Source organism: Enterobacter cloacae complex sp. I1M (assembly GCF_014982425.1).
Lineage (GTDB): Bacteria > Pseudomonadota > Gammaproteobacteria > Enterobacterales > Enterobacteriaceae > Enterobacter > Enterobacter intestinihominis.
In genome coordinates this window covers 60,432-86,128 of record NZ_JADCLG010000016.1, presented here as the reverse complement: position 1 = coordinate 86,128, position 25,697 = coordinate 60,432, and the positions used below count along the sequence as shown (strand labels likewise).

Genomic DNA, 25,697 nt, shown 5'->3' with positions numbered 1-25,697 from the left:
TGTAGGCCCTGCAAGCTAAGCGCCGCTGGTCGAAAAGCTCACCCCTCCGACGCCGGAACGACCATCGGTTTTTCCGGCTTCGCTCTCACCGCAATCACCACCCCAACGACCAGCAGCGCGATCCCGCAGGCCGTTAGCAGCGGCGGCACGCTCTGGCGCATCAGGAAGGTATAGAGCAGCCCGGCCAGCGTTTCAAAGACAATCAGCGGCCCCAGTATCACCGTCGGCAGCTTCTGGCTGGCAATGTTCCAGCACAGCGCGCCAACCCACGAACAGAGCACGGCAATGGCGACCATTAACCCGACGAATACCCACGGGCGCGGTCCGAAGGGCAGGGCGAAATCCGGATGCTGGCTACCCAGCCAGATACATGCACCCACATAGCCCAGCAACGAGACAGGAAGCGTGACCAGCGCCTGCGCCGTCGCCCACATCATCGGATGTTTATCCGGGTTTTCCCGCAGCCAGCGTGCGTTGCGCAGGGCATACCAGGCCCAGCAGACAACTGAAATAACCGCCAGAAAGATCCCAGAACCGTAACGCCACAAGCTGAAGTTTTCGAGGCCGTGGCGTAGCTCGGCAATATTCACGCACACCAGCCCCACGGCGATGCATACCAGCGCAGGCACCATTTTTGACCACGCCAGTTTCCCGTCTCGCTGGCTATAAAGCAGGTTTGCGAAAACCGGAATGACCACCGGCAGCGTGCCGATAATCATGGTCGACACCGGCGCACCGGTACGCTGAATGGCGCTGGCCAGGCAGACGTAGTAGATAAGATTACCCATCATGGTCAGCCACAGCGCGGTGAGCCAGTCCTGGCAACTCAGCTGGCGCAGACGCGCACGCCCCAGCCATGCCAGCGGCACGGCAATAAGCCCCAGCGCCAGATAGCGTCCGGTCGACTGCAATATTGCCGGGTACTCCGGCACAATCAGCGGGCCGACGAAAATCAGCCCCCACATCAACCCTGCAAGCAGGGCATACAACACGCCGCTAATCATCTTTTCGTCCACAGTAATACATGTTGTAGCCAGTGTAGGAGGCACAGATGCACGCGTATTGTATGAGGTTGCGCATTAGCGCTCAGGGAACGTAAAGACATGGGGCCAAAGCGTCAGCCGCCAGGATACTTTTTCCGTGGTTTCAGTTTAATCCTACAAGACATACCTATAAGACCTACAGGCTTCGAAGGACGGTGTCATTACTATAGTCGACGGATTTTTACGACCACGGCATAACGTCGGTTTTCATATCCTGCAATCAACGACGTGGGACGATGAGAACGATCGGCCTATTTTACAGGAAAGAAGATGCAGGAAGTCATATGGTCCGAACAGGTGATGCTGACAGGGCGTTCCCGTATTTCTATCAGCGGAGCCAATAATGTATTTTGTTCCGCGCTGGTGGTGCTTTTCAGGAATATTATTTCGCCAGACATTATTACCATGCCAGAGATCCAGGTGCAGGTCTTTGTCGGAATGACGCTGCCACAGGTGTTCGTATGGCGGATGAAGGAGGATGCGGCAATGGAAGGGAAGATCCCTCGTATTGTTTTCTGTACTGACTCTTGCTTCCGAATGCTGTCAGGGACCAGCGGATATGAACGAACACTGTTCATTACTCCAGATACCAGCATTTATGCGGTGGCTGAAATAATCAGACGCTGGATTGCCGGTTACGCCTCGCACGCTTCGGACAACGTTCTGCCTCTGCTCACTCGATGTGATAACCGAACCATGCAAATGCTGGAAAAAGATATCCCACTTCCTCTTGAGGCCAGACGGCTCTTTCGCTCGGTAAAAACGCTTTATTGTCAGCGCGCTTTACTGTCGGACCGGATCGGGACGCACAGCCGTCAGGAATTATATCTAAAAGCGCGTCTGATACTCAGTCAAAGCCAAACATTAGCGCTTGGTTAGGCTCAAGGTTCATGACGAGAGATCGCTTACCGCATCTTCAAGACGTAGCGCAAGCTGAAGGCAGAGGCTGATGGTTTTCCTGTCTGCGGCTTCTTCCAGTTCAGTACATAAGTCAGCCAGCGAATCGTTCTTCAGAAGATAAAAACCGCCTTTCATCAGGTGAGCAAGTTCGGCGATCTGCAAGAAATCTTCCGCGCTGATAGCGTCGTGCAAATCGCTGATGGTGACGTCGAGATGCGCTAAGCAGGAGTTAAATACATGCTGGTCGACCCGATCTTCCGCTTTTGCGCATGCGTTTGTGGCGGGCTGGATAGCGCTGGCAAATTTGCTTAATGCGAGGGATAGGGTTTTGAGCGAAACGGGTTTAAAGAGGCATTCCGTCATCCCGGCCTGAAGACAGGCTCCTCTTTGTTCATCGCGGGCATCAGCCGTCAGGCCGATAATTACAGTATCGCTGTTTTCCTTACGGATTAATTTTGTCAGCTCAATTCCTGAGATATACGGCATATTACAGTCAGTGATAATAATCTCGGCACCGGTGCTTCTCCACTGAGCATATGCGTCACGAGGATCGCTACATTCGATCACGACGTAGCCAAGGTATGACAGCTGCTTATTTAACAGCATGAGATTTGGGTAAAAATCATCAACGACAAGAACGGTGGCTGAGCTGTTTTGACGCTGGATATCTATAACCTCTGCCGCAGCACGCTTGCTCTTCTGTTGGCTTACGCCCACTTTTAACGTAATGTCGACTCTGGTTCCCACGCCCGGTTGACTATGAAGTTGGATGCCTCCACCCAAAGCTTCACAAAGCCGGCGAGAGATGAGGAGTCCAAGCCCGGAGCCTGACTGATGAGAATAGCCGTTAATATCAGCCTGGGAAAAAGGTCGGAATAATGTCTGTTGCCCTTCAGGCGATATACCGCAGCCCGTATCCGTTATGGCAATTTGCAGCAGGGCGACGTCTGTGACTTGAGAATTAACGCATTCTACTGCGACACGCACTTCGCCTTCATTCGTGAATTTGATGGCATTACTGATGATATTGCTGACAACCTGTCTGAACCGAAGCTCATCTGTTGTCACAATGATGTCGTCGAGCTTTGCTGGATATAGGAGTACAAGCTCGATACCGTTGTTGAACGCGCCAGGCCTGAATAAGGAGATAATCTGTTCAATGGTTTTTCTGAGCTCCATTTCTGTATAATGAATAACCAGTTTTTCAGATTCAATCATGGAAATATCAAGGATATTACCAATAAGTTCCTGTAGTACGTTTGACGAAGAATAGGCGACGTCGAATGCGGTACTGTCTATGATTCCATCGTGGAGTTTTTTTGTTCCAAGCTCCAGCATACCGATAATGGCATTCAGAGGCGTTCTAATTTCATGGCTCATGGTGGCAAGAAAAGTGGATTTTGCTACATTCGCCCTTTCAGATTCCTTCCTGGCTGCTCTTAGGCTCTCTTCCATTTCGATTCTCGACGTGATGTCAATCCAGCCGCCAATAACGCCATTTACGCGGCCTTCGGCATCCAGGAATGGCACCATCCAGTGATATATCACGGCATCAGGGCGCCCATCGCTGAATGTAATTGCCCGGTCTTTCGATATTGATACCTTATCCCGTAACACGCTGAAGAAATCCTGGCGGTATGTTTCAAGAGACGAAAGATGTGAGGCCGTTGTATTTTCAAACTCAGCCTGACTAAAAGCGTATTCCTCTTCGATATGGAAATCTTTTAAAGCTTCCGTATAGGCCTCATTAAACGATATGAGCTCTGCATCTTTATTACGAACATACAGGGGATTCGGCGTGCCGTTGATAAGCGCGTTTGTCAAAGCCAGCTGATCGTCCAGTTTTCTCTGGGTCCGCTGTGCATGTCGAACGTGCTTTCGAAGGACAAGCGCCCAGCCGGTAGAAATCATGCCCAGCAGGAGAAGGACTATTACCGTGTAGAGAATGGCGGTTTTGTTTGCTTCGATGAAACTTGTTTTTGAGGGCGCGGCGGTCCATTTCGTGGTGATATCGTCGAGTTCAGATCCGGCGAGGTTCTTTAATGATTTATTGATTATTTCATACAAAATTTCATTGTGCGCGGAAATGCCCAGGGAAAGTTTGGCAAAATTTCCATCAACTATATCGTCTATGGCCAGGGAATATTGATGCGTGTGTGTGTAATAATTAGCGGAGACAAAATTATCAAGTACGGCATCGACTTTGTTACTGCTTAATAAATTATAGGCAGCTGCCGTCGAAGATACAGGCACAACGGTATACGAAGTGAGATCATAACCCTCGAGATGATTAACATCCATAAAAGTCGCGATCCGGCGAGCGCGCGTAGGCAATTTTTTTAGGCTCTCACCGTGACGAGTAACGAAAACAAGAGGAAATTGAATGAAGCTTCGGGTAAACCGATATCGCGTATCGGTGTTGTATACGGAGCTGGCAAAGCCAACGATCTCATCAGGATTAATGTTCTTTGATGACGGGTTTTCTGGCAAAAATGCAAACGTAACGTTAAGCATTTTGCCAATCAGACTAAAGACATCAGGGATGATGCCAGTAAACGTCCCGTTAGCATATTCTGAAAAAGGTGGCGCGGTTGTTGGCAGCTGAACATAAAACTGCTTCTTACCTTGTAACCACCGGGCTTCCTTTTCGGTGAGATATTGTGGTGAGCCCGGCGTGATAAAATCACTGGATTTATCCCAGCCCCTTATGAATTCTGACAGATCTGACTGGGATATCTTTTGTAGCCCGGATTCTATGATTTGTCTGGTTTTTATATCAGAGTTACGTATTGCGAAGTATACTTTTCCTTCTGCCTGGTTAATGGTATTAAGCTGGCGACTGACGTGAAGAGTATTGAAAACGCTATTGTTATAAAAATAACCAGCACTTATTGCATCACCCACATAGATATCGTTTTTATGGAGGGCGACAGAGGCAAGCGCATTCAGTACGGAATCGTAGCGGTTTATTTTTGCTTCAGGATAGCGCTCTTTTATAAACTCATCAGAAATAAACCGATCAACGGTGGCAATCGTCTCGTAATCTTTTGTATCGGGTTTATTTTCCGCGGGTGCGATTTCAACTATTTTATTCGTTGAAATAACCGGGAGATAAGAATACCTGGATTTTTTCGTTTCAGTTACCGGGCCAGTGGTCGTGATCGCATCAATAGACCCTTCTGCCAGCGCGTCAAAAGCAGCGACAGCGTTATCGAAAAGGGTGACAGAGAAATGGATATCCGAATTATTACGGATTGTCCGCAGTATGTCGGCATTGATCCCATCAAGGTATTCGCCATTAATAACGATATCGAAAGGCGGATAATCGGGTCTGTAAACACCCACCTTCAGAGATTGCTTATAAAAACGCTGGATGATTGTATCGGGGTAAAGTTCCAGAGACAGAGATTTGTCGCTCAGTGGTTCCGCACAGGCGTACAATGGCAATAAAATAAGCAGCAGCTTAAAGTGAACCCATCGCTTCATTCAATCTTTTCTCTTTTAGCAATCTCGATCAAATCAACCAGTGTCGTAACGCCCATTTTTGTCATTATCCGGGTTTTATAGGTACTGATTGTTTTGCTGCTCAGGCACATGCTGTCTGCTATTTCAATATTTTTCATTCCAGCAATGATTTTACGCAGTACCTCTAGTTCGCGGTTTGTCAGTGAGGATGATTTTCTTGATGTAAAATTGTTGGCATAGCTTATATTTGGAAAAAATGTAAAACCAGAATTGATGGCTTTGATCGCCGCTGAAACATCTTCCATACCCTCATTCTTTGTCAAAAATCCAGACACGCCGGACATCATGCATCTGCTGGCATAGAGTTCCGCTGACTGTGAGGTGAACACCAGGATTTTTGTATTAATCTCTGCTTTTCGCACCGCCGCGATAACCGACATCCCATCCATGTTAGGAATACCAATATCCAGTATGACGATATTGTATTTCCCTTTTTTTATCTGGTTTATAGCCTGCGCACCGTTATCACATTCATCCACATGAGTGAAGCCTATCTTTTCTAATGTCATTTTCAATGCCATGCGGACTGAAGGATGATCGTCTACAACAAGTGCGGTTTTCATACTAACCCTTAATATAATCAGCAAGCGATGCATTATTCTGATGTTAACGCATTAGCCTGGTTCATTCCACTGGTGCGGCGGCAAACTGGCTGTAGGTTGAACCCGTGCAGTCAGTTCATTTCAAATCAGGCTTCACCAAAACAACCTGAATGCGTAAAATGTATATAACGTGTTGAATAATAGGTTGTTAAATCGTCTGTTTACTTGCTACTTAACGCTCAGTATAGCCATTTTTACTACAGAACGAGGTGTCCCTTTTCGCTTTCACGTGTAAGGTTTTTCCTCTTTTTATCGTCACTGACTGATTTCCGTAACACGCAACTCTCCACGCAGGATTGTGGGACTTTTCCTACGTACATTGTCGCCAACGCTGATGTTATCCATTCGGCTGGTAAAATAAAATACAGTCAGTTCGATGTTGACAGGAAAACAAATGAAATTACATTTTTTAAAAAATGCGCTACTGCTGCTTTCAATAACGCTTTTTACCGGCTGTACGGCTAATTCATGGATTGATGCGGTTGGAAGTGTGTTAGAGGAGAAAGATAAATATGAGAAAGACTCGCGATCCAAAAGAATTAAGGCTGCCAATAAGGCAGCAGGCTACTAGATTATTTCAGGCGTGGTAAGCGTTTTTGATGGTTTTTCATTTTTTATCTGCACCATATTAATAGCCACAGCGAGCTGGCGATTATGTTTGTCTTACGATCGAACGTTAATGTAATAATTGTGATAAAACTATTTTTAGTCTGCTTAATGGCGGTGTTTGCACTAATGGTTGTAAACCCAAGCGCGATCTTTGGAAACAGGAGTAATGAAGAAATCAATGAAAGCGAAGACCATTATCGTGCTCAGGATTTAGCCCGGCAAAAACCGGTTTTATTTGTGACCGGCTTTAGATGAGGAATTATAATTCTTGAGTTGAATGTAACATTACTCTATTATTGATACGCTATTTGAGTGATCGCGCGTGTATAACAAAAATGCCTGATAACTCATTTTATTTCAAAGGGATAAAATAAAGACATGAAAAAAAGAGCGATAGTATTATTCAGTATGGCGTTAACCGCATGCTCAGCAAATAACTTGAACCAGGGCGCTGAACGGGTACGTATTACTAATACTGAACCAACCGGCAATTGTACATTCCTGGGGGAAGTGACGGGCAGCCAGGGAAACTTCTTCACGGGTGGATGGACGTCAAACTCTAATCTTGAGACTGGCGCACGTAATGATTTAAAAAACCAGGCTTACAGTATGGGGGGTAACGTTGTCGTTATTCTTACGCAGCGAGCAGGGCAGACCGGGAGCGCCTACTTCGGCTCAGGTTCCAGCCAACAAACTAACGTCACGCTAAGCGGTACAGTGTATCGCTGCAATAACTGATAAATAATCTAAGCACAGTATTTAACGTGCAATAAAGCCCTGAGCCGTTAAGCGCGGCGAAACCTGCTTCTGGTAGCGCACGGGCGTAATGCCGTAGCGGCGGGTAAAGGCGCGGGTCAGGTGAGACTGATCGGTCAGCCCCGTTGCGGCGGCCACCTCGGCGGCAGGCATGCCGTGGGTGAGGAATGCTTTGGCGCGCCACAGCCGGATGGCCATCAGCATCTGGTGTGGGGTGACATGAAAATGGGCCTTAAACTGGCGCTGGAAATGGTACGGGCTGAGCGACACGACGCTCGCCAGTTCGTCCAGGGTGAGCGCGCGCATATAGTTGTCGTGCAGATAGTCGCGAACGCGCTCGAAGCGGTGCGCGCCCTCCCGGGCTACCGGCGCGTGACGGGCCAGCGGCTGGAACGTCTCAATCAGATCCAGCAGCAACCCTTTTTGTTCCAGCGCATCGTTCGTATGCCAAAGGCCGTAAATCAGCTGGCCAATTTGCTGCGAGCGCAGCGGGTCGTGGCGGGTCACGTCGCTAAACCACCAGTGGCGAAGGCCGGTGACTTCTTCCAGCAGGTCGGGTTCGATATAGACCATCCGGTAGCGCCAGCCGCCTTCGGTGGCGGATTCGCCCGTGTGGATCTCGTCCGGGTTCATGGTCACGACCGATTTTTCAGCGGCTAAGTGTTGGGTTCCGCGGTAACGGAAGCGTTCGGCGCCGGTTTCAATGGTGCCGATACCGAAGGCTTCATGCGTGTGAGGCTCAAAGGCGTAGTCAGCAATATGCGCGTGATATAGCTCCAGACCCGGCAACTGCGCCAGATGGCGAAAGCGCGCGCTGTCTCTCTCATCAGTAAACTGTTCCGGTACGCCTTGCACGGTGAGCCTCCTTGTGGGTCATCGCTTCATTATCCGAGATGACCCGAAGGGATGCCACAAAAAATAACCAATTCTTAACAATTACAGAATGGCTTTGATGCTCTCCGCCAGCGGCGTGGTCGGACGGCCAATCAGTTTGCTCAGGGTACGGCTGTCGTCAAACAGGCCGCCTTTGGACGCGCCGGTATCGGAATCCGCCAGCATCTCCGCCAGCCCGGCAGGCAGACCAACGCCTTTCAGTGCGGCGGCATAATCGGCTTCGCTGAGGTTCTGATACGTTACCGGCTTACCGCTCTGCTTGCTAAGCTCCGCAGCCAGTTCGCTCAGCGTCCAGGCATTGTCACCTGCCAGTTCATACACCTTGCCGGCGTGACCCTCTTCAGAAATCACTTTTGCCGCAGCCGCCGCGTAATCCGCACGGGTCGCAGAGGCAATTTTGCCTTCGCCTGCGGCACCTATGAATACGCCGTGTTCCAGCGCTGGCGGCGCGCTTGCCAGGTAGTTTTCGGTGTACCAGCCGTTGCGCAGCAGGGCGTAAGGCACGCCTGAAGCCGCCAGTGCATTTTCGGTTTCGACGTGCTCAACGTGCAGACCCAGCGGGGAGGTATCCGCATGCAGCAGGCTGGTGTAGGCGATAAGTTTCACCCCGGCGGCTTTGGCGGCGTTAATCACGTTCTGATGCTGTGCGGCGCGCTGGCCCACTTCGCTGGAGGAGATAAGCAGCAGCTTATCCACGCCGTTCAGGGCGGTGGTGAACGCGGCCTGGTCGGTATAGTCCGCCTGACGTACCACAATTCCCCGCTGGCTTAAGGCGTCGGCTTTTGCCGGGTTACGCACAATAGCCACGATCTGGCTGGCCGGAACGGTTTTCAGCAGTTCTTCAATAACGTGTTGGCCAAGCTGGCCGGTTGCGCCGGTAATCGCGATCATGATGAATCTCCTTCGTGTTTGTCTGGTGTTGTGGCACACTATCACCATAACTAACTTTTAGTAAGTACGCACAAAAAGGTAAGTATGAAAACACCGATACCGACGCTCAGCGAGCAAATGCGCGATGGCAATCTCTTCGCAGAACAGTGCCCGTCACGGGAAGTGCTCAAACATGTTACCAGCCGCTGGGGCGTGCTGATCCTGGTGGCGTTACGTCAGGGGACGCATCGTTTTAGCGATCTGCGCCGCAAGCTGGGCGGTGTGAGCGAGAAGATGCTGGCCCAATCGCTTCAGGCGCTGGAGCAGGACGGGTTTGTCGATCGCGTTTCTTATCCGGTTGTGCCGCCGCACGTGGAATATAGCCTGACGCCGATGGGGCTGGAGGTGAGCGAGAAGGTGGCCGCGCTGGCTGACTGGATTGAGGTGAATACGCCGAAGGTGATGGCGAATCGGGACGATCGTGCGGCATGAAATGCCGGGTGGCGGCTTCGCCTTACCCGGCCTACCCGCAATCCTCGATCCCGTAGGCCGGGTAAGCGCAAGCGCCACCCGGCACAATCATCGCTACCTGCTCAAATCCACCTGATAAATCGCGAACCCAATATCATCCGTCGCGACCTGTTTCATCGGATACTGTGCCTTATCCTTGATAAACGCGGCTGCTTTATCGGACGGTGATGTCTCAAAGCGAATATCCAGCGTCGTGTCGCTGTGGATCGGTGCCAGACGCCAGTTGTTATCCACCGCCGGATGAATTTCACCCGCTTTTTTCGACTCCGCGCTAATCCACGCCGCCAGCACCGAACGGTTCTCATCCGGTGAGGCAAAGGCGATGTGGCTGTCACCCGTACCGGCAAACTTACCGCCATAGGCGCGGTAGTTGTTGGTCACCACCAGGAAAGTGGCATTCGGATCAATCGCTTTGCCGTTGAAGGTCAGGTGTTTAATGCGTTCTGCCTGCGGATTAATGGCCTGACATTCGCCGTCATATTTCGCGGGCTGGGTTACATCAATCTGATATTCCACGCCGTCGATCACGTCGAAGTTGTAGGTGCGGAAACCGTCCCAGTTTATCAGCGACTGCGGTTTGCTGCTGTGCGGATCGATCTGGTTGAACTGTCCGGCAGAGCACTCCAGCCACTCCTTCACCTCTTTCCCGGTGGCTTTCACCACCACGAGGGTGTTGGGATAGAGGTAGAGATCGGCGGCATTACGGAAGGTCAACTGGCCTTTTTCCACCTCAACGTAGCTGGCCGGATCGTTCTTACGCCCGCCCACTTTGAATGGCGCCGCGGCAGACAGAACCGGCAGATTGGCCAGATCCGGATCGCCCTGAATATAGTGCTCGGCATAGGCTTTCTGCGCCATGTTGACTACCTGCACGGTCGGGTCATCCTGTACCAGCGCGAGGAAGCTGTACATGTTATCAGCCGATTTACCGATCGGCTTGCTGACAAATTCACGCGTTGCGTCGTGGTCATGCTTCAGGACGTCGACCAGCTTTTTATCTTCTTCGGCCAGGGATTTTTTTGCAGCGGCATCATAAATCGGACGCGCTTCCGCTTTCGACTGCGTGACTTTCCAGCTCCCGCTGTCGTTATTCAGCACCAGATCTACCACGCCAAGGTGGTCGCCCCACATGCCCGGCATCACCGATGGCACACCGTTGAGCGTCCCTTTTTCGATGTCCGCGCCTTTGATACTGGCGAAATCTTTGCCCGGGAAGACGGCGTGGGCGTGACCAAACAGGATCGCATCCACGCCCGGTACCTGGCTGAGGTAATACACGGAGTTCTCAGCCATCGCCTGATACGGGTCGGCCGAGAGGCCAGAGTGGGCCACAACGACCACCACATCTGCACCTTTCGCCCGCATCTCCGGCACGTATTTGCGCGCCGTTTCGGTAATGTCGTTGACGGTTACTTTCCCGTCGAGGTTGGCTTTATCCCACGTCATGATCTGCGGCGGCACAAAGCCGATATAGCCGATTTTCAGCGTCTGTTTTTTACCGTCCTGGTCGACAACCTCGGTCTCTTTAATCAGGTAAGGGGTAAAGAGCGGCTTTTTCGTCTTAACGTCGATGATATTGGCATTAACGTACGGGAATTTTGCCCCTGCCAGCGCATCGTGCAGGTATTTCAGGCCGTAGTTAAATTCGTGGTTGCCCAGGTTGCCGACGGCATAGTCCAGCGTATTCATTGCCTTATAAACAGGATGGATCTCGCCTTTCTTCAGCCCCTTCGCCGCCATGTAGTCGCTGAGCGGGCTGCCCTGAATTAAGTCCCCGTTATCGACCAGCACGCTGTTTTTCACTTCACCGCGGGCGGCGTTGATCAAACTTGCCGTACGTACCAGTCCGAATTTTTCGACAGGCGTATCTTTGTAGTAATCGAAGTCCATCATGTTGCCGTGCAGATCGGTGGTTTCCAGAATGCGGAGATCCACCGTCGCTGCCTGAACGCTTGCCGCAATCAGCGTTGCCAGGAGCGTTGCGCTAAACTTAATCATCTGAGGAGTCCTTTTTTCGATCCAAGCCACAAAAGAGTATGTATGTAGTATTTGTTGCTTACAGAAGTGTGAATGCTGCCAGAAAAAAGAACGCTGAAACCAGAATTGCTTCACAGATAGCGGAATTGTTCACATTACGATATAACTAAAACAATAAGTTATGCCCACTGCGTTAACGAAGAGGTGGAGAATGTTAGATCAAATTTGTCAGCTCGCACGGGATGCGGGTGATGCCATTATGCAGGTGTACGACGGTGCGAAACCGATGGATGTTGTCAGCAAAGCGGACGACTCCCCGGTGACGGCGGCGGATATCGCGGCGCATACGGTGATCCTGAAAGGTTTGCAGACCCTGACGCCGGATATTCCGGTCCTTTCTGAAGAAGCGCCCCAGGGCTGGGACGAACGTCAGCACTGGCAGCGTTACTGGCTGGTGGACCCGCTGGACGGCACGAAAGAGTTCATCAAGCGTAACGGTGAATTTACCGTGAATATCGCCCTGATTGAAAAAGGAAAGGCGGTGCTTGGCGTGGTTTATGCCCCGGTGATGAAGGTGATGTACAGCGCGGCGGAAGGTAAAGCCTGGAAGGAAGAGTGCGGCGTGCGTAAGCAGATCCAGGTGCGAGATGCCCGTCCTCCGCTGGTGGTGATCAGCCGCTCGCACAGCGACAGCGAGCTGGAGGAGTACCTGCAACAGCTGGGCGAACACCAGACGACGTCGATCGGCTCGTCGCTGAAGTTCTGTCTGGTGGCGGAAGGGCAGGCGCAGTTGTACCCCCGTTTCGGGCCGACGAACGTCTGGGATACGGCGGCAGGGCATGCGGTGGCTGCGGCCGCAGGCGCGCATGTGCATGACTGGCAGGGTAAGCCACTGGACTACACCCCGCGCGAGTCGTTCCTCAACCCTGGCTTCAGGGTGTCACTTTACTGAGCTAGTAGCTTATGCAGCAGGGCTACTACCTGCTGCACCTCATCCTGCGTCAGCGCGCCGTCCTTAACCCACTGTACGCGACCGTTTTTGTCCAGCACAACAATCGCTGAACTCTCTTCTTCCAGCTGCCACGCCTTACGCGTCACGCCGTTGCTGTCGACAATAAACTGCGACCAGGGATAGAGCTTCTTATTGCTCTCAAGGCTTGAGCGCACAAACATCCCGGAGCCGGGAATCGCGTCGTCGGTATTCACGATGGTGGTGGTCTGGTAGCGATCGTGCGGGAGTTTTGCGGCCTTGATCGCTTCCACGAGGGTGGCGTTTTTCTCTTTAGCGGATGTACGTCCGGCAATATGCTGTACAACTCTCACTTTGCCCGCAAGCTGCGCGCTATTCCAGGCTTTATAGCTAAACTTATCATTGTCGAGAATCAATTCTCCCCGGTCAGCAATGCCGACCGGCGGGACACGTTGTCCTTTTTCAATGTTGTGTGCGGAAGCCATCAGCGGCAGCAACAGGCAAGCTGCTGCCAGGAGGTTACGTAGGGTCATGGTGTTTCCTTATTGTGAGCAGGTGATCCGACCACTTGGTCATGCGCTTTTAATCATAAGTGCGATCAATGGGCTTTTCCCGCAATCCCGATGCCAGTTTGCGGGCGAACGCACATATCCACGCAAAAACGACGGCATATACTGCTCTGTATCACGCTTTGCAAAGATTATTCTGAATAATTGTAATCAAACGGTAAATAAACTTATGCACACTGGGTAAGTACGAGGTTCTGGTCTATAGTCATTGGGCATCAAAATTTGCGCTCAGGACAGTCGGGCCGATTGTGGCACCGCAAGGGCGTATGATTCGCAGGAGATACAAGAATGAAAATTTTCCAACGCTACAACCCGCTTCAGGTGGCGAAGTACGTGAAGATCCTGTTCCGTGGACGGTTGTATATCAAGGATGTTGGCGCTTTTGAGTTCGATAGGGGCAAAATCCTTATCCCGAAAGTGAAGGACAAACAGCACTTGTCTGTGATGTCCGAAGTCAACCGTCAGGTTATGCGTCTGCAAACTGAGATGGCTTAACCAACGTGCTATGCAGTAGTAGTTAAAAAGACGGCTCCCGATGGGAGCCGTTGATGTTTGTGGGACATACAAAGGGTTACGCTGACACCTTATCTTCCGCATCTGGCAGCTTCGGTACCAGCACGGTCGGTTTACTATCAATGCGCGTTACCAGCAGTTGGTCGATGCGGTAGTTATCAATATCCACCACTTCAAACTTGAAGCCAGAGAATTTCACCGAGTCGGTACGTTTCGGGATCTTACGCAGCATAAACATCATAAAGCCGCCGATGGTCTCGTAGTTTCCGGACTGCGGGAACTCGTCGATGTCGAGCACGCGCATGACGTCTTCAATCGGCGTACCACCATCGATCAGCCATGAGTTCTCATCACGCTGCACAATTTGCTCTTCCAGCCCCTGGCCGACCAGGTCGCCCATCAGCGTCGTCATGACGTCGTTGAGGGTGATAATGCCCACCACCAGCGCATATTCGTTCATGATCACCGCGAAGTCTTCACCGGCGGTTTTGAAACTTTCCAGCGCTTCGGAGAGCGTCAGGGTGTCCGGCACAATCAGGGTGTTGCGGATCTGCACGCCGCTGTTCAGCGCCAGGCTCTGGTTTGCCAGTACGCGGTTCAGCAGGTCTTTGGAGTCCACATAGCCGATGATATGGTCGATATCTTCGTTACAGACCAGGAACTTGGAGTGCGGATGCTGCGCCACTTTAGTCTTCAGGCTCTGCTCGTCTTCATGCAGATCGAACCAGATGATGTTCTCACGGCCGGTCATGGAGGACGGCACGGTACGGGATTCCAGTTCGAAAACGTTCTCGATCAGCTCGTGCTCCTGCTTGCGCAGCACGCCTGCCAGCGCCCCGGCTTCCACCACCGCATAAATATCGTCGGAGGTGATGTCGTCTTTACGCACCATCGGCAGCTTGAAGATGCGGAAAATGACGTTCGCCAGGCCGTTGAAGAACCACACCAGCGGACGGAAGACATACAGGCAGAAGCGCATCGGGTTGATGATACGCAAAGCCACAGCTTCTGGCGCAATCATACCGATGCGTTTCGGGGTCAGGTCCGCGAATAGAATGAACAAACCGGTGACCAGCGAGAAGGAGAGGATGAAGCTCAACTGCTCGGCCAGCTCTGCGGACATGTACTTTACAAACAGGCTATAAAACGCCGGAGAAAATGCTGCATCGCCCACGATACCGCCAAGAATGGCGACCGCGTTCAGGCCAATCTGCACCACGGTAAAGAACATGCCTGGGTTTTCCTGCATTTTCAGAATGCGTGATGCGTTGATGTTGCCCTCGTCGGCAAGCAGCTTCAGTTTGATTTTACGGGAGGCAGCCAGCGAGATCTCCGATATCGAGAAAAATGCACTGACGGCAATAAGACAAAGTATTACTAAAATACTGTTTAACATAGTTTATCCGGCTTCTCGCCAGATCCTCAGAAGGGGAGTTGATACCATTCGTGTGAAGACACATTGAACTCAGCTCGTAGCGTTGAGCCGATTATTTCAGCGGTAGTATAGCGTAAAGGCGTGTAAATCTGCCAGAGGTCACGTTTTCGGCAAAAAGTGGCCGGATGAAAAGGCAGTGAGTGGTTAAGTAATGAACTGACACTTTTGCTTACAGGCGCGCCACGCGGCTCGCGTGGCGCTGATGCAGTAATCAGTCCTGCTGTGGAGGCAGACAGACGCCGATGCCGCCAATGCCGCAGTAGCCGTACGGATTTTTATGCAGGTACTGCTGGTGGTCGTCTTCGGCATAGTAGAACGGTTTCGCAGTAGCGATTTCCGTCGTGACCTGACGTTTATCACCGGCTGCCTGCATCGCTTCCTGGAAACGCGTCAGGCTGGCGTGGGCCGCAGCCTCCTGCTCAGGGGTGAGCGGATAGATGGCCGAGCGGTATTGGGTGCCGTGATCGTTACCCTGACGCATGCCCTGCGCCGGGTCATGATTTTCCCAGAACACCTGGAGCAGCTGTTCATAGCTGATGACGCTCGGGTCATACACCACACGCACCGCTTCAGCATGACCGGTCTCACCGGAACAGACTTCGCGGTAGGTTGGGTTAGGCGTATATCCTCCGGTGTAGCCCGCAGCGGTGCTGTACACGCCCGGCAGTTGCCAGAACAGGCGTTCTACGCCCCAGAAGCAGCCCATGGCAAACAGGGCGATCTCCATTCCATCAGGAACGTTTGTCATTGAATGGTTGTTTACGGCGTGTAATGTCGCCACTGGCATAGGGGTGTTGCGTCCCGGTAACGCATCGGCTTGTGATACCAGATGCTTTTTATCAAATAAACTCACGGTGGGGCCTCCGGGGTAGCGTTGTTTCGGTTAAGGTTGTCACGAAGCGTTTAATTGAACACAATAAATGCGATGAATGAGTCTAGATTTAATCATAAGAAATATTTGGGTGTTAGGCCCTTTTTCAACCCGTAATTTGGGTTTTTGGCTTTCAGGCCGTATTTTGCCGCGGAGCGGCACTGCATTTGCTTCCAGGGTGGAAACAGGGATATTCAGGAGAAAACGTGACAAAGATCCGCCAGTTATGTTTAGTCAGTTTAATGCTGACAAGCGGGATTGCCAGCGCGGCGAATGTCCGTTTGCAGGTTGAGGGGTTATCCGGGGCGCTGGAAAAAAACGTGCGTGCGCAGCTTTCCACCATCCAGAGCGATGAAGTCACGCCGGATCGGCGTTTTCGCGCGCGCGTGGATGACGCCATTCGCGAAGGCTTAAAGGCGTTGGGGTACTACGAACCCACCATTGATTTCGATTTACGGCCGCCGCCGGCTAAAGGACGTCAGGTATTGATTGCCCGCGTCTCGCCGGGAGAACCCGTCCTGATTGGCGGCACGAACGTGGTGCTGCGCGGCGGTGCACGCACGGATCGTGACTACCTGGATCTGCTCAGCAACCGCCCGAAAGTGGGCACCGTGCTTAATCACGGGGATTACGATCGCTTTAAAAAATCCTTAACCAGCGTTTCGCTGCGCAAAGGCTACTTTGACAGCCAGTTCAACAAAAGCCAGCTGGGCGTTGCGCTTGAACGACGTCAGGCATTCTGGGATATCGATTACGACAGCGGCGAGCGCTATCGGTTTGGCGATGTAACCTTTGAAGGATCGCAAATCCGTGATGAGTATCTGCAAAACCTGGTGCCGTTTAAAAAGGGTGACTACTACCAGTCCAGCGACCTGGGCGAGCTGAACCGTCGTTTATCTGCCACCGGCTGGTTTAACTCCGTGGTGGTGGCACCGCAATTTGATAAATCCCGTAAAACGAAAGTGTTACCGCTGCATGGCGTGGTCTCACCGCGCACCGAGAACACCATTGAGACCGGTGTCGGCTACTCCACGGACGTCGGCCCGCGCGTGAAAGCCTCGTGGAAAAAACCGTGGATGAACTCCTACGGTCACAGCCTGACCACCAGCCTCAGCCTGTCTGCGCCTGAACAGCAGCTGGACTTCAGCTATAAAATGCCGCTGCTGAAAAATCCGCTTGAGCAATACTACCTCGTGCAGGGCGGCTTTAAGCGTACCGATTTGAACGATACCGAACAGGATTCGACGACGCTTGCGGTATCACGCTTCTGGGATCTCTCCAGCGGCTGGCAGCGCGCCATTAACCTGCGCTGGAGCCTTGACCACTTTACTCAGGCAAACGTCACCAACACCACCATGCTGCTTTATCCGGGCGTGATGATCAGCCGTACCCGCTCGCGCGGTGGCCTGATGCCGACCTGGGGCGATTCTCAGCGCTACTCCATCGATTATTCCAACTCCGCCTGGGGCTCAGACGTGGATTTCTCCGTCGTGCAGGCGCAAAACGTCTGGATCCGTACCCTCTACGACAAGCACCGCTTTGTGGTTCGCGGCAACCTGGGCTGGATCGAAACCGGTGACTTCGAACGCGTTCCGCCAGATCTGCGTTTCTTCGCCGGGGGCGACCGCAGCATTCGCGGATATAAGTACAAATCGATCTCACCTGAAAACGAGAAAGGCCAATTGACCGGGGCCTCTAAACTGGCGACCGGCTCGCTGGAGTATCAGTACAACGTCAGCGGCAAATGGTGGGGCGCCATGTTTGTCGACAGCGGCGAGGCGGTGAACGACATCCGCCGCAGCGATTTCAAAACCGGCGCGGGTGTGGGCGTGCGCTGGCAGTCACCGGTCGGGCCGATCAAGCTCGATTTCGCCGTTCCGGTGGGCGACAAAGAAGAACACGGTTTACAGTTTTACATCGGTCTGGGGCCTGAATTATGAGTTTATGGAAGAAGATAAGCCTCGGGGTGCTGATTTTTATCGTATTACTGCTCGGCACGGTGGCATTTCTGGTGGGTACCACCACGGGCCTGCATCTGCTGTTTAACGCCGCGAACCGCTGGGTGCCAGGGCTGGAAATTGGCCAGGTGACGGGCGGCTGGCGCGATCTGCGCCTGAAGAATATTCGTTATGAACAGCCCGGCGTGGCGGTGAACGCGGGCGAGTTTCATCTGGCGGTCAAGCTCGGCTGCCTGCGGGATAGCCAGCTGTGCGTAAACGATCTGTCGCTAAAAGATGTGAATGTGGCGATAGACTCCAAAAAAATGCCGAAGTCTGAGCCTGTCGAGGAAGAGGACAGCGGCCCGCTGAATCTCTCCACGCCGTACCCGATTGCGCTCTACCGGGTCGCGCTGGATAACGTCAATATCAAAATCGACGACACGACGGTATCCGTGATGGATTTCACCTCCGGTCTGCGCTGGCAGGAGAAAAACCTCACCCTGACCCCAACCTCCCTGCAAGGGCTGCTGATTGCGCTGCCGAAGGTGGCCGACGTGGCGCAGGAAGAGATCGTCGAGCCGAAGATCCAGAACCCGCAGCCGGAAGAAAAACCGCTGGGTGAAACGCTGAAAGATCTCTTCTCGAAACCGGTTCTGCCGGAGATGACCGACGTGCATCTGCCGCTGAACCTCAATATCGAAGAGTTTAAGGGCGAGCAGCTGCGTCTGACCGGCGATACCGATCTGACGGTCTTCAACATGCTGCTTAAAGTCAGCAGTATCGACGGCAACATGAAGCTCGACGCGCTGGATATCGATACCAACCAGGGGTCGGTAAACGCCTCAGGCAATGCGCTGCTGCGCGATAACTGGCCGGTAGATATTACCCTTAAAAGCGCCCTGAACATCGATCCGCTGAAAGGCGAGAAGGTGAAGGTGAAAGTCGGCGGCGCGCTGCGCGAGAAGCTGGAGTTCGGCGTGAACCTCTCCGGCCCTGTGGATATGGTACTGCGCGGGCAAACCCAGCTGGCAGAGGCCGGTCTACCGCTCAACCTTGAGATTGTCAGCAAGCAGCTTTACTGGCCGTTCACCGGTGAAAAGCAGTTCCAGGCCGACGATCTAAAGCTGAAGCTGAGTGGCAAAATGACCGACTACACGCTGTCGTTCCGTACGGCAGTGAAGGGGCAGGGAGTACCGCCCGCCGATATTACTCTGGATGCGAAGGGTAACGAGTTGCAGGTTAACCTCGACAAGCTGACCGTGGCGGCGCTGGAAGGGAAAACCGAGCTGACCGCGCTGCTCGACTGGCAGCAGGCGATCAGCTGGCGCGGCGAGCTGAAGCTGACCGGGATCAACACCGCTAAAGAAGTCCCGGACTGGCCGTCAAAACTGAATGGTCTGATCAAAACCCGCGGTAGCCTGTACGGCGGCACCTGGCAGATGGACGTGCCGGAACTCAAGCTCACCGGTAATGTGAAGCAGAACAAAGTCAACGTAGAGGGCTCGCTTAAGGGCAACAGCTATCTCCAGTGGGTGATCCCGGGCCTGCACGTGGCGCTGGGCCGCAACACGGCAGATATCAAAGGCGAGCTGGGGGTGAAAGATCTCGATCTGGATGCCACCATCGACGCGCCAAATCTCGATAACGCCCTGCCGGGTCTTGGCGGGACGGCGAAGGGGTTAGTGAAGGTTCGCGGTACAGTGGAGGCGCCGCAGCTGCTGGCGGACATCACCGCCAATAACCTGCGCTGGCAGGAACTTTCCATTGCCCGCGTGCGCGTCGAAGGGGACGTGAAATCCACCGATCAGATCGGCGGAAACCTGGACCTGCGCGTGGAGCGTATCTCCCAGCCGGACGTGAACATCAGTCTGGTCACGCTGGCGGCAAAAGGTAACGAAAAGCAGCACGATCTCCAGCTGCGCGTGCAGGGCGAGCCGGTCTCCGGGCAGCTGCACCTGACGGGCAGTTTTGACCGCCAGGCAACGCGCTGGAAGGGCGTGCTGGATAACACCCGCTTCAGCACGCCGGTCGGCCCGCTGGTGCTGTCCCGATCCATCGCGCTGGACTACCGCAATGCGGAGCAAAAGATCAGCATTGGGCCACACTGCTGGACCAACCCGAATGCTGAGCTGTGCGTGCCGCAGACCATTGATGCGGGCGCGGAAGGACGCGCGCAGATCAACCTCAACCGTTTTGACCTGGCGATGCTGAAACCGTTTATGCCGGAAACCACCCAGGCCAGCGGGGTCTTCAGCGGTAAAGCGGACGTCGCGTGGGACACCACCAAAGAGGGACTGCCGCAGGGCAGCGTTACCCTCTCCGGGCGTAACGTGAAGGTGACGCAGGAGGTCAATGACGCGCCGCTGCCGGTGGCGTTCGACACCCTGAATGTGAACGCTGACCTGCGTAACAATCGTGCGGAACTGGGATGGCTTATTCGTCTGACCAACAACGGTCAGCTTGACGGACAGGTGCAAATTACCGATCCGCAAGGGCGGCGCAATCTCGGCGGCAACGTCAATATTCGCAACTTCAACCTGGCGATGGTGAATCCGATTTTCTCGCGGGGAGAAAAGGCGGCGGGGATGCTCAGCGCCAACCTGCGTCTGGCGGGGGATGCGCAAAGCCCGCAGCTGTTTGGCCAGATGCGGTTAAACGGCGTGGACATTGACGGTAACTTTATGCCGTTCGATATGCAGCCAAGCCAGCTGACGATGAACTTTAACGGCCAAAGCTCAACCCTCAGTGGCTCAGTGCTGACACAGCAGGGACAAATCAACCTGACTGGTGACGCAGACTGGAGCCAGCTCGACAACTGGCGCGCCCGTATTGCGGCCAAGGGCAGCAGGGTGCGTATCACGGTACCGCCGATGGTGCGCCTGGACGTGTCGCCAGACGTGGTCTTTGAGGCAACGCCGAGTCTCTTCACCCTGGACGGCCGCGTCGACGTGCCCTGGGCGCGCATCGTGGTTCACGAAGTGCCGGAAAGCGCGGTTGGCGTCTCCAGTGATGAAGTTATGCTCAATGAAAATCTGAAACCTGTTGAACAGAAGAGCGCTGGCATACCGATCAATAGTAATCTTATTGTGCACGTGGGGAATAACGTGCGTTTGGACGCGTTTGGGCTGAAGGCGAGACTCACGGGTGACCTGAAGGTGGCGCAGGATCAACAGGGGCTTGGCCTCAATGGACAAATCAATATTCCTGAAGGGCGCTTCCATGCCTACGGTCAGGATTTGATTGTGCGTAAAGGTGAGCTGCTGTTCTCCGGCCCACCGGATCAGCCGGTACTCAATATCGAAGCGATCCGTAACCCAGAAGCCACCGAAGATGATGTGATTGCGGGCGTGCGCGTGACGGGCTCCGCCGATGAACCTAAGGCAGAGATCTTCTCTGACCCGGCCATGTCGCAGCAGGAAGCGCTCTCCTACCTGCTGCGCGGCCAGGGTCTGGATAGCCAACAGGGCGATGGTGCGGCAATGACATCGATGTTAGTCGGTCTGGGGGTTGCACAAAGTGGTCAGGTTGTGGGTAAAATCGGCGAGACGTTTGGCGTAAGCAATCTGGCGCTGGACACTCAGGGCGTGGGTGACTCTTCGCAGGTAGTGGTCAGCGGCTATGTACTGCCGGGTCTACAGGTAAAATATGGCGTGGGGATCTTTGACTCACTGGCTACACTCACGTTACGTTATCGCCTGATGCCTAAGCTATATCTGGAAGCAGTGTCCGGCGTAGACCAGGCACTTGATCTGCTCTATCAGTTTGAGTTTTAGCAATGCGAATATTTGTTTACGGCAGTTTACGAACCAAGCAAGGCAACAGCCACTGGATGACCAACGCCCAGTTGCTGGGAAATTACACAATCGAAAACTACCAGTTGTACAGTCTGGGCCACTATCCAGGCGCGGTTCCGGGGAACGGAACGGTACAGGGTGAGGTTTATCGTATTGATAATGCTACGCTGGCCGAACTTGATGCCTTGCGCACCAGGGGCGGTGAATACGCTCGCCAGTTGATCCAGACGCCTTACGGCAGTGCATGGATGTATGTGTACCAACGTTCGGTCGACGGGTTAACGCTGATTGAAAGCGGTAACTGGTTAGACAGAGACCAGTTCTGAAAAACGACAGCGCCACCGTAAGGTGGCGTTATCGTTTTGCGCCTCTTGCTGATTGTAGGCCCGTGCAAGCGTAGCGCCGCCGGGCGCATCGAAAGGCACAAAAAAGCCCCGACGCGCGGGGCTTAGTATCAGCAGTAAGAATTACTTCTTAGCAGCACGCTCGAAAGACGCGATGATTTCTGCTTTCGCCGCTTCTGCGTTATCCCAGCCTTCAACTTTAACCCATTTGCCTTTTTCGAGATCTTTGTAGTGCTCGAAGAAGTGGGCGATCTGCGCTTTCAGCAGCTCTGGCAGGTCGTTCACATCTTTAATGTGATCGTACTCTTTGCTCAGCTTGGTGTGCGGTACGGCAACCAGTTTCGCATCTTCACCCGCTTCGTCAGTCATTTTCAGCACGCCAACAGGGCGGCAGCGAATGACGGAGCCTGGCTGCAATGGGTATGGCGTTGGGACCAGTACGTCAACCGGATCACCGTCCAGAGACAGAGTGTGGTTGATGTAGCCGTAGTTGCACGGATAGAACATGGCGGTAGACATGAAACGGTCAACGAACAGCGCACCGGTGTCTTTGTCGATTTCGTATTTGATTGGATCTGCGTTGGCCGGGATTTCGATCACAACGTAGATGTCTTCTGGCAGTTCTTTACCCGCAGGGACGTTGAGTAAGCTCATGTCGGTGTCCTTTAAAATGGATGGTAAACAAGTGGCAGGTATTATAGCCAACTGGCGCTGAAAGTCTTCGCCTGTTTTCGTCTTATCTCCCTCGCGCTTTCACTTTTCAGACCGTTTCCATGACAGGATAATCCATAAACTCAGCCGCATTTTAAATGTGGAAATGAAAGCGATTACAAACTTGTGATTAACGTTTTATTCACTTTTCTGAAGTGTGATGTAACGCAATCCGTAACATATTCCATTGGCTATAGTTCATCCGCAGAACATCTTTTAACCAACAATAACCTACCCTACGAGGACGTTCATATGTGGAAGCGCTTACTTCTTGTTACAGCAGTTTCGGCAGCCATGTCGTCTATGGCGATGGCCGCACCGTTAACCGTTGGATTTTCGCAGGTCGGATCTGAATCCGGCTGGCGCGCCGCTGAAACGAACGTGGCGAAAAGTGAGGCCGAAAAGCGCGGTATTACCCTGAAAATCGCCGATGGTCAGCAAAAGCAAGAGAATCAGATTAAAGCGGTGCGCTCTTTTATCGCTCAGGGCGTGGATGCCATCTTTATTGCCCCGGTTGTTGCCACGGGCTGGGAGCCGGTGCTGAAGGAAGCTAAAGAGGCTGAAATTCCTGTGTTCTTGCTCGACCGTTCCATCGACGTTAAAGACAAATCTCTCTATATGACCACCGTCACCGCCGATAACGTGCTGGAAGGCAAACTGATTGGTGACTGGCTGGTAAAGCAGGTGGATGGCAAGCCGTGTAACGTGGTTGAGTTGCAGGGCACCGTCGGGGCGAGCGTGGCTATCGACCGTAAGAAAGGTTTCGCGGAGGCCATCGCCAAAGCACCAAACATCAAGATCATCCGTTCTCAGTCCGGCGACTTCACCCGCAGCAAGGGTAAAGAGGTCATGGAAAGCTTCATCAAGGCAGAAAATAACGGCAAAAATATCTGCATGGTTTACGCCCACAACGACGACATGGTGATCGGCGCCATCCAGGCCATCAAAGAAGCGGGCCTGAAGCCGGGCAAAGATATTCTCACCGGCTCGATCGACGGCGTACCGGACATCTACAAAGCGATGATTGACGGCGAAGCGAACGCCAGCGTGGAGCTGACGCCGAACATGGCGGGCCCGGCATTCGATGCGCTGGAGAAATTCAAGAAAGACGGCACCCAGCCTGAGAAGTTGACCATCACCAAATCCACGCTCTACCTGCCGGACACGGCGAAAGAAGAGTTAGAGAAGAAGAAAAATATGGGCTACTAAGCTCAGCCCACCCTCACCCTAGCCCTCTCCCCGGAGGGGAGAGGGAAAAGGGCAGTTTGGGCAGAAAATTAAAGACTGGCACGAATAATCCCCTCTCCCCTCCGGGGAGAGGGTCAGGGTGAGGGGAAACCATGACCACCGAACAACACCAGGAAATCCTCCGCACTGAGGGCCTGAGTAAATTTTTCCCTGGCGTTAAGGCGCTGGATAACGTTGATTTCAGCCTGCGGCGGGGGGAGATCATGGCGTTGCTCGGCGAAAACGGGGCGGGGAAGTCGACGCTGATTAAAACCCTGACCGGGGTCTATCACGCCGATCGCGGCGCTATCTGGCTGGAAGGTAATGCTATTTCGCCCAAAAATACCGCGCATGCGCAGCAACTGGGGATCGGCACGGTCTACCAGGAAGTGAACCTGCTGCCAAACATGTCGGTAGCGGATAACCTGTTTATTGGCCGCGAGCCCAGACGTTTTGGCCTGCTGCGCCGTAAAGAAATGGAAGCGCGCGCCGCGAAGCTGATGGAATCGTATGGCTTCTCTCTCGACGTGCGCGAACCGCTGAACCGTTTTTCCGTGGCGATGCAGCAGATCGTGGCGATCTGTCGCGCTATCGATCTCTCGGCGAAAGTGCTGATCCTCGATGAACCCACCGCCAGCCTCGATACCCAGGAAGTGGAGATGCTTTTTACCCTGATGCGCCAGCTGCGCGATCAGGGCGTGAGCCTGATCTTTGTTACGCACTTCCTCGATCAGGTTTACGAGGTAAGCGACCGTATTACGGTGCTGCGCAACGGCGGCTTTGTCGGCTGCCGGGAAACCCGCGAGCTGCCGCAGATTGAGCTGGTCAAAATGATGCTGGGTCGCGAGCTGGAGACCAACGCACTCCAGCGTGCGGGCCGCACGCTGCTGAGCGAAAAACCGATCGCCGCGTTTCACGATTACGGCAAAAAAGGGACCATCGCGCCGTTTAACCTCGAGGTACGCCCCGGTGAAATTGTGGGTCTGGCAGGGCTGTTAGGCTCCGGGCGCACCGAAACCGCCGAAGTGATCTTCGGGATCAAACCTGCCGACAGCGGAACGGCGCTGATCAAAGGCAAACCGCAAACGCTACGTTCACCGCATCAGGCGTCGTGCCTCGGCGTGGGCTTCTGCCCGGAGGACAGAAAAACGGACGGGATTATTGCCGCCGCCTCGGTGCGGGAAAACATCATTCTGGCGCTACAGGCCCAGCGCGGCTGGCTGCGTCCGATCCCTAAGCGCGAGCAGAACGCGATTGCCGAGCGCTTCATCCGCCAGCTCGGTATCCGTACCCCGAGCGCGGAACAGCCCATCGAGTTCCTTTCGGGCGGTAATCAGCAGAAGGTGTTGCTCTCGCGCTGGCTGCTGACCAAACCGCAGTTCCTGATCCTCGACGAGCCCACGCGCGGTATCGACGTGGGCGCGCATGCCGAAATCATCCGGCTTATCGAAACGCTGTGCGCCGACGGTCTGGCGCTGCTGGTGATCTCGTCTGAGCTGGAGGAGCTGGTTGGCTATGCCGATCGCGTCATCATCATGCGCGATCGCAGGCAGGTGGCAGAGATCCCGCTGGATAAACTGTCGGTTCCGGCGATCATGAATGCCATCGCGGCGTAA

The 25,697-nt window shown here is 53.5% G+C and carries 21 protein-coding genes; 11 read left to right on the top strand and 10 right to left on the bottom strand.

The features are described 5' to 3' along the window. Nucleotides 1-38 precede the first annotated feature (38 nt). The gene (locus INF86_RS10080) at nt 39-1,004 is read right to left on the bottom strand and encodes a DMT family transporter (RefSeq protein ID WP_032625208.1); all 966 of its coding nucleotides are present in this window, start codon (nt 1,002-1,004) and stop codon (nt 39-41) included. Between the two features lie 309 nt (nt 1,005-1,313). Here INF86_RS10080 and INF86_RS10075 point away from each other — a divergent pair, with 309 nt between their 5' ends. Next, a complete protein-coding gene (locus INF86_RS10075; protein ID WP_023305305.1) occupies nt 1,314-1,922 on the top strand; it encodes a hypothetical protein in 609 nt (202 codons plus the stop codon). 9 nt (nt 1,923-1,931) lie between these two features. Here INF86_RS10075 and INF86_RS10070 read toward each other — a convergent pair whose 3' ends face one another. Then, complete coding sequence (locus INF86_RS10070) at nt 1,932-5,429, bottom strand: transporter substrate-binding domain-containing protein (protein WP_193543479.1); 3,498 nt, start codon at nt 5,427-5,429, stop codon at nt 1,932-1,934. Continuing rightward, nucleotides 5,426-6,031: a response regulator transcription factor gene (locus INF86_RS10065; RefSeq protein WP_023305307.1), complete on the bottom strand. Its 606-nt coding sequence runs from the start codon at nt 6,029-6,031 to the stop codon at nt 5,426-5,428. Before INF86_RS10065 ends, INF86_RS10070 begins: the two co-directional genes overlap by 4 nt. A 433-nt stretch (nt 6,032-6,464) precedes the next feature. On the opposite strand from INF86_RS10065, the gene INF86_RS10060 reads away from it, so the two are divergent. Continuing rightward, complete coding sequence (locus INF86_RS10060; protein WP_023305308.1) at nt 6,465-6,641, top strand: hypothetical protein; 177 nt, start codon at nt 6,465-6,467, stop codon at nt 6,639-6,641. Nucleotides 6,642-7,057: 416 nt separating this feature from the next. After that, nucleotides 7,058-7,417: a DUF4156 domain-containing protein gene (locus tag INF86_RS10055; RefSeq protein WP_023305310.1), complete on the top strand. Its 360-nt coding sequence runs from the start codon at nt 7,058-7,060 to the stop codon at nt 7,415-7,417. A 21-nt stretch (nt 7,418-7,438) separates the two neighbouring features. On the opposite strand, the gene INF86_RS10050 is transcribed toward INF86_RS10055, so the two are convergent. Further along, complete coding sequence (locus INF86_RS10050; RefSeq protein WP_171936243.1) at nt 7,439-8,290, bottom strand: AraC family transcriptional regulator; 852 nt, start codon at nt 8,288-8,290, stop codon at nt 7,439-7,441. A gap of 81 nt (nt 8,291-8,371) precedes the next feature. Then, a complete protein-coding gene (locus INF86_RS10045) occupies nt 8,372-9,220 on the bottom strand; it encodes an SDR family oxidoreductase (protein WP_022646845.1) in 849 nt (282 codons plus the stop codon). 84 nt (nt 9,221-9,304) lie between these two features. Here INF86_RS10045 and INF86_RS10040 point away from each other — a divergent pair, with 84 nt between their 5' ends. Beyond that, nucleotides 9,305-9,691: a helix-turn-helix domain-containing protein gene (locus INF86_RS10040; protein ID WP_022646846.1), complete on the top strand. Its 387-nt coding sequence runs from the start codon at nt 9,305-9,307 to the stop codon at nt 9,689-9,691. Between the two features lie 93 nt (nt 9,692-9,784). On the opposite strand, the gene INF86_RS10035 is transcribed toward INF86_RS10040, so the two are convergent. Then, complete coding sequence (locus INF86_RS10035; protein WP_063152407.1) at nt 9,785-11,728, bottom strand: bifunctional 2',3'-cyclic-nucleotide 2'-phosphodiesterase/3'-nucleotidase; 1,944 nt, start codon at nt 11,726-11,728, stop codon at nt 9,785-9,787. Between the two features lie 190 nt (nt 11,729-11,918). Between INF86_RS10035 and cysQ the strand changes: the two genes are divergently transcribed. Beyond that, nucleotides 11,919-12,659: a 3'(2'),5'-bisphosphate nucleotidase CysQ gene (cysQ, locus tag INF86_RS10030; RefSeq protein WP_022646848.1), complete on the top strand. Its 741-nt coding sequence runs from the start codon at nt 11,919-11,921 to the stop codon at nt 12,657-12,659. Here the strand turns inward: cysQ and INF86_RS10025 are convergent. After that, on the bottom strand, nt 12,653-13,210 hold the full coding sequence (locus tag INF86_RS10025; protein ID WP_045620972.1) for a YtfJ family protein: 558 nt from the start codon (nt 13,208-13,210) through the stop codon (nt 12,653-12,655). The two genes, cysQ and INF86_RS10025, sit on opposite strands and share 7 nt — an antisense overlap. Nucleotides 13,211-13,534: 324 nt before the next feature. On the opposite strand from INF86_RS10025, the gene INF86_RS10020 reads away from it, so the two are divergent. After that, entirely contained in the window at nt 13,535-13,741 is a 207-nt protein-coding gene (locus tag INF86_RS10020) for a DUF1107 domain-containing protein (protein WP_193543478.1), read from the top strand. Between the two features lie 76 nt (nt 13,742-13,817). On the opposite strand, the gene INF86_RS10015 is transcribed toward INF86_RS10020, so the two are convergent. Both INF86_RS10015 and msrA read right to left on the bottom strand, forming a co-directional pair. After that, nucleotides 13,818-15,155 (bottom strand): hemolysin family protein, encoded by a 1,338-nt coding sequence (locus INF86_RS10015; protein WP_022646849.1) that lies wholly within the window; start codon nt 15,153-15,155, stop codon nt 13,818-13,820. A gap of 250 nt (nt 15,156-15,405) precedes the next feature. Continuing rightward, on the bottom strand, nt 15,406-16,047 hold the full coding sequence (gene msrA, locus INF86_RS10010; protein WP_003856057.1) for a peptide-methionine (S)-S-oxide reductase MsrA: 642 nt from the start codon (nt 16,045-16,047) through the stop codon (nt 15,406-15,408). Between the two features lie 224 nt (nt 16,048-16,271). Here msrA and tamA point away from each other — a divergent pair, with 224 nt between their 5' ends. From tamA to INF86_RS09995, 3 genes are read left to right on the top strand one after another with little or no spacing between them, the layout of a single operon-like run. Continuing rightward, nucleotides 16,272-18,005 (top strand): autotransporter assembly complex protein TamA, encoded by a 1,734-nt coding sequence (gene tamA, locus INF86_RS10005; protein WP_022646850.1) that lies wholly within the window; start codon nt 16,272-16,274, stop codon nt 18,003-18,005. Beyond that, nucleotides 18,002-21,778: an autotransporter assembly complex protein TamB gene (gene tamB / locus INF86_RS10000; protein WP_193543477.1), complete on the top strand. Its 3,777-nt coding sequence runs from the start codon at nt 18,002-18,004 to the stop codon at nt 21,776-21,778. Before tamA ends, tamB begins: the two co-directional genes overlap by 4 nt. Nucleotides 21,779-21,780: 2 nt before the next feature. Then, nucleotides 21,781-22,125: a gamma-glutamylcyclotransferase gene (locus INF86_RS09995; protein WP_045307822.1), complete on the top strand. Its 345-nt coding sequence runs from the start codon at nt 21,781-21,783 to the stop codon at nt 22,123-22,125. Between the two features lie 141 nt (nt 22,126-22,266). Here INF86_RS09995 and ppa read toward each other — a convergent pair whose 3' ends face one another. Then, the gene (gene ppa / locus INF86_RS09990; protein WP_006810347.1) at nt 22,267-22,797 is read right to left on the bottom strand and encodes an inorganic diphosphatase; all 531 of its coding nucleotides are present in this window, start codon (nt 22,795-22,797) and stop codon (nt 22,267-22,269) included. A 309-nt stretch (nt 22,798-23,106) separates the two neighbouring features. Here ppa and ytfQ point away from each other — a divergent pair, with 309 nt between their 5' ends. Both ytfQ and ytfR read left to right on the top strand, forming a co-directional pair. Further along, the gene (gene ytfQ, locus INF86_RS09985) at nt 23,107-24,063 is read left to right on the top strand and encodes a galactofuranose ABC transporter substrate-binding protein YtfQ (RefSeq protein WP_022646853.1); all 957 of its coding nucleotides are present in this window, start codon (nt 23,107-23,109) and stop codon (nt 24,061-24,063) included. 131 nt (nt 24,064-24,194) lie between these two features. Continuing rightward, complete coding sequence (gene ytfR, locus INF86_RS09980; protein WP_022646854.1) at nt 24,195-25,697, top strand: galactofuranose ABC transporter, ATP-binding protein YtfR; 1,503 nt, start codon at nt 24,195-24,197, stop codon at nt 25,695-25,697.